7 protein-coding genes and 1 pseudogene are annotated in these 7,237 nt (G+C 67.7%); 7 read left to right on the top strand and 1 reads right to left on the bottom strand.

What is annotated here, in order from left to right:
* The coding region (locus tag AC1DY5_RS35135) for a GntP family permease (RefSeq protein ID WP_478119054.1) at window positions 1-1,214 on the top strand (1,214 nt) is incomplete at its 5' end.
* 8 nt (window positions 1,215-1,222) lie between these two features.
* Here AC1DY5_RS35135 and AC1DY5_RS35130 read toward each other — a convergent pair.
* Window positions 1,223-1,486, bottom strand: coding sequence for a hypothetical protein (locus AC1DY5_RS35130; protein WP_478119052.1), 264 nt, complete (start codon window positions 1,484-1,486; stop codon window positions 1,223-1,225).
* 223 nt (window positions 1,487-1,709) lie between these two features.
* On the opposite strand from AC1DY5_RS35130, the gene AC1DY5_RS35125 reads away from it, so the two are divergent.
* The 6 genes and pseudogenes from AC1DY5_RS35125 to AC1DY5_RS35100 form a co-directional block, all read left to right on the top strand.
* Window positions 1,710-3,776, top strand: coding sequence for a carbon starvation CstA family protein (locus tag AC1DY5_RS35125; RefSeq protein WP_478119050.1), 2,067 nt, complete (start codon window positions 1,710-1,712; stop codon window positions 3,774-3,776).
* On the top strand, window positions 3,776-3,994 hold the full coding sequence (locus AC1DY5_RS35120) for a CstA-like transporter-associated (seleno)protein (RefSeq protein WP_478119048.1): 219 nt from the start codon (window positions 3,776-3,778) through the stop codon (window positions 3,992-3,994). Before AC1DY5_RS35125 ends, AC1DY5_RS35120 begins: the two co-directional genes overlap by 1 nt.
* Window positions 3,995-4,245: 251 nt before the next feature.
* Window positions 4,246-6,024, top strand: a complete 1,779-nt coding sequence (locus AC1DY5_RS35115; protein ID WP_478119046.1) for a nitrite/sulfite reductase — start codon at window positions 4,246-4,248, stop codon at window positions 6,022-6,024.
* Window positions 6,021-6,413, top strand: coding sequence for a DUF934 domain-containing protein (locus AC1DY5_RS35110; RefSeq protein ID WP_478119044.1), 393 nt, complete (start codon window positions 6,021-6,023; stop codon window positions 6,411-6,413). The genes AC1DY5_RS35115 and AC1DY5_RS35110 overlap by 4 nt, the downstream gene beginning before the upstream one ends.
* A 44-nt stretch (window positions 6,414-6,457) precedes the next feature.
* Entirely contained in the window at window positions 6,458-7,078 is a 621-nt protein-coding gene (locus AC1DY5_RS35105) for a phosphoadenosine phosphosulfate reductase domain-containing protein (protein WP_478119042.1), read from the top strand.
* Between the two features lie 43 nt (window positions 7,079-7,121).
* Window positions 7,122-7,237 (top strand): annotated as a pseudogene (locus tag AC1DY5_RS35100) (sulfate adenylyltransferase subunit CysD); the annotation flags it as partial.

Genomic DNA, 7,237 nt, shown 5'->3' with positions numbered 1-7,237 from the left:
GCTCGGTGCAGACCATCGCCCGCTTCATGACCGAGAAGCTCGGGCCCACGCGGGCGATGCTGGCCGTAGTGCTGGCCGGTGCGCTGGTCACCTATGGCGGCGTCAGCCTGTTCGTCGCCTTCTTCGTGCTGACGCCGATGGCGCAGGCGCTGTTCCGCGCCGCCAATATTCCGGCGCGGCTGATGCCGGCCGCGATCGCGCTCGGGACCTCGACCTTCACGATGTCGGCACTGCCGGGAACGCCCGCCATCCAGAATGCGATCCCGATGCCCTTCTTCGGCACCACCGCCTTCGCGGCACCGGGACTCGGGGTGATCGCCTCGGCGATCATGCTGGGCTTCGGCATGTGGTGGTTGCGGCGCGCGGAGGCCAAGGCCCGCGCGGCCGGCGAGGGTTTCGGCATCCAGGACTCCGACGCCCACGTCGATGCCGCGGAAGATCCGCTGGTGCGCGAGCGTGCCACCACCGCCGGCAGCTTCGACCCGGCCGAGGTCCAGCACGGCCAGCACGGAAGCGGCCAGCCCGGCATCGTGGTCGCCTTGATGCCGCTGGTGGTGGTGGTGGTGGTCAATCTCCTGATGGCGCTGGTGGTGCTGCCGCGCATGGACACCGGCTACCTCGCCGAGGCGCGCTTCGTCAGCCTGTCCAATGTCGGCGGCGTCTGGGCGGTGCTGGTGGCACTGGCCGCGGCGATGGCGGTGCTGGTGGCGCTGAACTGGAAACGCCTGCCTTCGCTGCGCGCCACGGTCGATGCCGGGGCCAACGCCTCGGTGCTGCCGGTGGTCTGCGTCGCCAGCCTGGTGGGCTTCGGCGCGGTGGTGGCCGCGATGCCGGCCTTCGAGCTCGTTCGCGAATGGGTGCTGGGCATCGGCGGCGGGCCGCTGGTGTCGCTGGCGCTGTCCACCAACATCCTGGCAGCCCTCACCGGCTCGGCCTCCGGCGGCCTGACGATCGCGCTCGACGCGCTGGGCGGCACCTTCATGGAACTGGCCGCCACCACCGGCCTCGATCCGGCGCTGATGCACCGGGTCGCGGTGATCGGTGCCGGCACCCTCGACAGCCTGCCGCACAACGGCGCGGTCGTCACGTTGCTCGCGGTCTGCGGCACCAAGCACCGCGAGAGCTATTTCGACATCGTGATGGTCGGCATCGTCGGCGCGCTGATCGCCCTGATTGCGGTGATCGTGCTCGGCTCGGCCGTCGGCTCGTTCTGAGCCTCGGCTCAGCCCACCCGGCGCCGCATGCCCCCGAAGTGGGGCTCCGGCGGGGTCGCTTGGCGGCGCGCATAGGCCGCCTCGGCCGCCTCCAGGGCTTCGCAAAGCAGGTTCAGCGCCCGGACATCCTGTTGGCTCGGCGGTATTCCGACCCCGCACATGAAGTCGCCGAGCTGCTCGATCAATACTTCGCGCGCCGCTGCTACGGCCAGCCGGCAGCGCACCATCTCGCCCCGCAGCTTCGCCAGCTCGCCTCTTTTCGACCGGTGCACGACATCCCCTGTTCGCCAATTGGAGTACTTAGGTATTAGCAAACGATAAGGCCTTCGCGACCTGGGGTCCATATGGCTTAGGCGCTATCCGTTCCGCGCAGTCGCAATCCGGCGCAATCTGCGCCTTGCGCCCGCGCCGCCGCAGCAGGAAGATGGCGGCCGCCGAAGGAGACCTGCCGACGGTGGTGTCCAAATCGGCGACCTTCCATACCGGAGCCGCGCCATGAACAAGCTGACCTCCCTGCTGCTGTGGCCCGCCATCGCCATCCTCGGAGCCTTCTCGTTCGCGGCGCTGGCGCTGGGCCGCGGCGAGAGCGTCAACGCGGTCTGGCTGGTGACCGCGGCGCTGTGCGTCTACTTCATCGCCTACCGCTTCTACAGCAAGTTCATCGCCGACAAGGTGCTGCGGCTCGACGACACGCGCATCACGCCGGCGCTGCGCCACAACGACGGCATGGACTACGTGCCGACCAACAAGTGGGTGCTCTACGGCCACCATTTCGCGGCCATCGCGGGTGCCGGGCCGCTGGTCGGGCCGGTGCTGGCGGCGCAGATGGGCTACCTGCCGGGCACGCTGTGGATCCTCTCGGGCGTGGTGCTGGCCGGCGCGGTGCAGGACTTCATCGTGCTCTTCGCGTCGGTGCGGCGCGACGGCAAGTCGCTCGGCGAGATGATCAAGATGGAGCTCGGCCCGGTGCCGGGCACCCTGGCGCTGGTCGGCGTGCTGGCGATCATGATCATCATCCTGGCGGTGCTGGCGCTGATCGTCGTGAAGGCGCTGACCGGCAGCCCGTGGGGCCTGTTCACGATCTTCGCCACTATCCCGATCGCGCTGCTGATGGGCGTCTACATGCGCATCATCCGGCCCGGCCGCGTCGGCGAGGCCTCGGTCTTTGGCGTGGTGCTGCTGCTGGCATCGATCTTCCTCGGCCGCGCGGTGGCCGAGAGCGCAACCTGGGCGCCGTGGTTCACCCTCACCGGCCCGCAGCTGGCCTGGGCGCTGATCGTCTACGGCGCCATCGCCGCCAGCCTGCCGGTGTGGCTGATGCTGGCGCCGCGCGACTACCTCAGCACCTTCCTCAAGATCGGCACCATCGTCGCGCTGGCGATCGGCATCTACTACGTGGCGCCGATGCTGGCGATGCCGGCCACCACGCGCTTCATCGACGGCAGCGGGCCGGTGTTCTCGGGCAAGCTGTTCCCGTTCCTGTTCATCACGATCGCCTGCGGTTCGGTGTCGGGCTTTCATGCGCTGATCTCGTCGGGCACGACGCCGAAGATGATCGAGACAGAGTCGCACATGCGATTCATCGGCTTCGGCGGCATGCTTGCCGAATCCTTCGTGGCGGTGATGGCGCTGACGGCCGCCAGCGTGCTCGACCCCGGCATCTATTTCGCGATGAACGCGCCGGCCGCGGTGATCGGCACCACCGCCGCCCACGCGGCCGAGGTGATCTCGGGCTGGGGCTTCACGATCACGCCCGAGCTGATCAACCAGACCGCGATCGACATCGGCGAGACCAGCATCCTCTCGCGCGCCGGCGGTGCGCCGACCCTGGCGGTCGGCATGGCGCAGATCCTCGGCCAGGCCTTCGGCGGCAAGTCGATGGAAGCCTTCTGGTATCACTTCGCGATCCTGTTCGAGGCGCTGTTCATCCTGACCGCGGTCGACGCCGGCACACGGGTCGGCCGCTTCATGATCCAGGACATGCTGGGCCACCTCTACAAGCCGCTCGGCAACACCGATTTCCTGCCCGCCAACATCGTCGCCACGCTGCTCTGCGTCGGGCTCTGGGGCTACTTCCTGTACCAGGGCGTGGTCGATCCGCTCGGCGGCATCAACACGCTTTGGCAGCTGTTCGGCGTCGGCAACCAGATGCTGGCCGGCATCGCGCTCCTTCTGTGCACCAGCGTGCTGGTGAAGATGAAGCGCGAGCGCTATGTGTGGGTCACGCTGGTGCCGACGGCCTGGCTGCTGATCACGACGCTGACCGCGGGCGTGCAGAAGATCTTCCACCCCGACCCGGCGATCGGCTTCCTGGCCCTGGCGCGCAAGTTCGGCGACGCCGCCGCGCAGGGGACGCTGATCGCGCCGGCCAAGTCGATCGCCGAGATGCAGCGCGTGGCCTTCAACAACACTCTCGACGCTTTCGTCTGCGGCTTCTTCGTGCTGCTGGTGATCGCCATGTGCGTGTTCGCGGCCAAGATCTGCCTGCAGGCGCTGAAGCAGGCCCGGCCGACCGCGCAGGAGATTCCGCCGATGACCGGGGCGCAGGGAGCGGCATCGTGATGAGGGAAACAACCGGCGTCGAGGCCGATGGCTCGCTGGGCAGGCGCTTTCGCAGCCTCTGCTCGGCCTGCCGGCAGGTCTTCGGCATGCCCGACTACGAGCGCTATCTCGCACACGCGGCGACGCTGCATCCTGGCGAGCCGGTGCTGAGCCGCAACGACTATTGCGCCCGTGTCATCGAGCGCCGCTATGGCCAGGGGGTCGGACGCTGCTGCTGAGCCCTGGCTGGCGCATCGCCGGCGGCCCGGCAGGATCGCCGGCGCTTTCCTAGAATCGACCGGTTAGCGCCGATCCCGCCTTATCCGGAAAAGCCTCTAAATCGCCCGGAAACCCGCATGGGGACTGGTGAATATGCTTATCCGGATAAGCCGCGAACCAAAAAATAGTTTGTTTCCATAAGGCTGGCTTTTACATTCCACGCTCGCTTTGACGGGTGGCGGACGCGCCGCCTTCCAGCAACTGACACACGATGTACCAATACACAGATTTCGACCGCCAGTTCGTGCACCTGCGCGCCGCGCAATTCCGCGACCAGCTCGAGCGCTGGCAGAGCGGCAAGCTCGCCGAAGACGAGTTCCGCCCGCTGCGCCTGCAGAACGGCTGGTACGTCCAGCGCTACGCGCCGATGCTGCGCGTGGCCGTGCCCTACGGCGAACTGTCCAGTAACCAGTTGCGCGTGCTGGCCAAGATCGCCCGCGAGTACGACGAGCCCGAGGCCGAGGTCTACAAGCACGCGCTGGCGACCCAGGGCAAGCTCGGCACGCACAAGCTGCCGACTCACTACGCCCACTTCACGACGCGCCAGAACGTCCAGTACAACTGGATCCCGCTCACCAAGTCGGCCGACGTCATGGATCTGCTGGCCACGGTCGACATGCACGGCATCCAGACAAGCGGCAACTGCATCCGCAACATCACGAGCGATGAGCGCGCCGGCATCGCAATCGACGAGATCGCGGACCCGCGTCCGTTCGCCGAGATCATGCGGCAGTGGAGCACGCTGCACCCCGAGTTCGCCTTCCTGCCGCGCAAGTTCAAGATCGCGATCACGGGCGCCAAGGAAGACCGCGCCGCCACCGGCTGGCATGACGTCGGCCTGCACCTGGTGAAGAACGACGCCGGCGAACTCGGCTTCCGCGTCCAGGTGGGCGGCGGCATGGGCCGCACGCCGATCATCGGCACCGTGCTGCGCGAGTTCCTGCCGTGGAACCAGATCATGAATTACCTCGAGGCGGTGATCCGGGTCTACAACCGCTACGGCCGGCGCGACAACATCTACAAGGCGCGCATCAAGATCCTGGTCAAGGCCGAGGGCCAGCGCTACATCGACGACGTCGAGGCCGAATACAAGCAGGTCATCGAGCACGACGGCGCGCCGCACACTATCACGCAGGCCGAACTCGACCGCGTCAGCGCCTCCTTCGTGCCTCCGACGCTGGCCACCCGCGTCTTCCGCAGCGCCGAGGCCACCGACGCCGACCTGCGCGCGCAGGCCTCCGACGACGTGATGTTCGCGCGCTGGCTGCAGCGCAACGTGGCGCCGCACCAGAACCCCGCACTGCGCGCCGTCACGCTGTCCTTCAAGCGACGCCTGCAGGCGCCGGGCGATGCCTCGGCCGACCAGCTCGACACCGCCGCCCGCCTGGCCGACCGCTTCTCGGCCGGCGAAGCCCGCGTCACGCACGACCAGAACCTGCTCTTGCCCTGGGTCCATGCCGAAGACCTGCACGCCCTGTGGCTGGCCGCCCGCGAGGCCGGCTTCGCGAGCGCGAACGTGCACCTGCTGACCGACATGATCGCCTGCCCCGGCGGTGATTTCTGCGCCCTGGCCAATGCACGCTCGATTCCGATCGCCGAAGCGATCACCGAGCGCTACCAGGACCTCGACGAGCTCGACGACCTCGGCGAGATCGATCTCCACATCAGCGGCTGCATCAATTCGTGCGGCCACCACCACAGCGGCCACATCGGCATCCTCGGCGTCGACAAGGACGGCAAGGAGTGGTACCAGGTCACCCTCGGCGGCTCCGACGGCTCCGCGCTCAGCGGCACGCCGCAGCCCGGCAAGGTGGTCGGCCCGTCGTTCTCGGCGGCCGAAGTGCCCGACGTGATCGAAGCCGTGCTCAACACCTACCGCGACACCCGCGAAGCCGGCGAGACCTTCATCGACGCGCTGCGCCGGGTTGGCATCGAACCCTTCAAGGCCGCCGCCAACGGCGCCCGCTTCAAGGTCGAGGTGGCCGCATGAACCGCACCCTGACACTCATCGCCGCCGAGGACCACGTCGACAACGGCGACCCGAACGTGCTGCAACTGCCCAACGATGCCGAYCCGCTGGCSATCGAGGTCTGCCTCGACGATGTCGATCGCATCGACCTCGACTTCCCGAAGTTCACCGATGGCCGCGCCTATAGCCAGGCCTTCCTGCTGCGCCGGCGCCTCGGCTTCAAGGGCGAAATCCGCGCCACCGGCGACGTGCTGATCGACCAGCTGGTGCAAATGCAGCGCATGGGATTCTCGAGCGCGGTGCTCAAGGAAGGCGTCGACGCCTCCGCGGCCCAGCGCCAGTTCGACCGCTTCGCCGCGTTCTATCAGGGCGACGCCGTGCAAGCCACGCCGTTGTTCACGCGCACCTGAGCGGGCCGTCGGCACGCTCCTGCCCCCACTGGAAACCTCGCCACATGAGCATCGATCTCGCACAAATCAACGCCAAGCTCGGCCGCAACGCCGAGGGCCTCGTGGACTGGGCCGTCGGCCTGGGCCGGCCGGCGATCATCACCACCAACTTCAGGCCCTTCGAGGCGGTGATCCTGCACATGGTCACGCGCGCGAAGCCCGACGTGCCCGTCATCTGGATGGACAACGGCTACAACACCGACGCCACCTACCGCTTCGCCGACGAGGTGACGAAGCTGCTGGACCTGGATCTGCGCATCTTCGTGCCTCGGCGTTCGCGGGCGCATCGCGAAGCGGTGGAAGGCCCGACGCCGTCGCTCGACGATCCGCGCCACGCCGCCTTCACCGAGGAGGTGAAACTGGAGCCCTTCGCGCGCGCCCTGCGCGAGATGGCACCGCAGGTGTGGTTCACCGCGCTGCGGGCCACCGACACCGCCGTGCGCGCGCAGATGGAGCCGGTCAGCATCAATCCCGACGGCCTGATCAAGGTCGCGCCGCTGCTGCACTGGTCGTCGAAGGATCTGCACGCCTATTGCCAGGCGCATGGCCTGCCCAACAACTTCGACTACCTGGATCCGACCAAGGGCGAGGACAGCCGTGAATGCGGTCTGCATCTCGCGCACTGATGTTCCACGCCGCATCCGATCCATTCTCTGAGCGCCCCATTCCATGAACGCCCGTACCGATTCCGAGCTGCTGCTGCAAACCGCGCAGTCGCTCTCGCGCCTGTCCAACACGCAACTCGACGCGCTCGAGGAAGAGACCATTTTCATCCTGCGCGAGGT

This window comes from Variovorax sp. P4_D9 (assembly GCF_056401695.1).
This window is presented reverse-complemented; position numbering and strand designations above follow the sequence as displayed.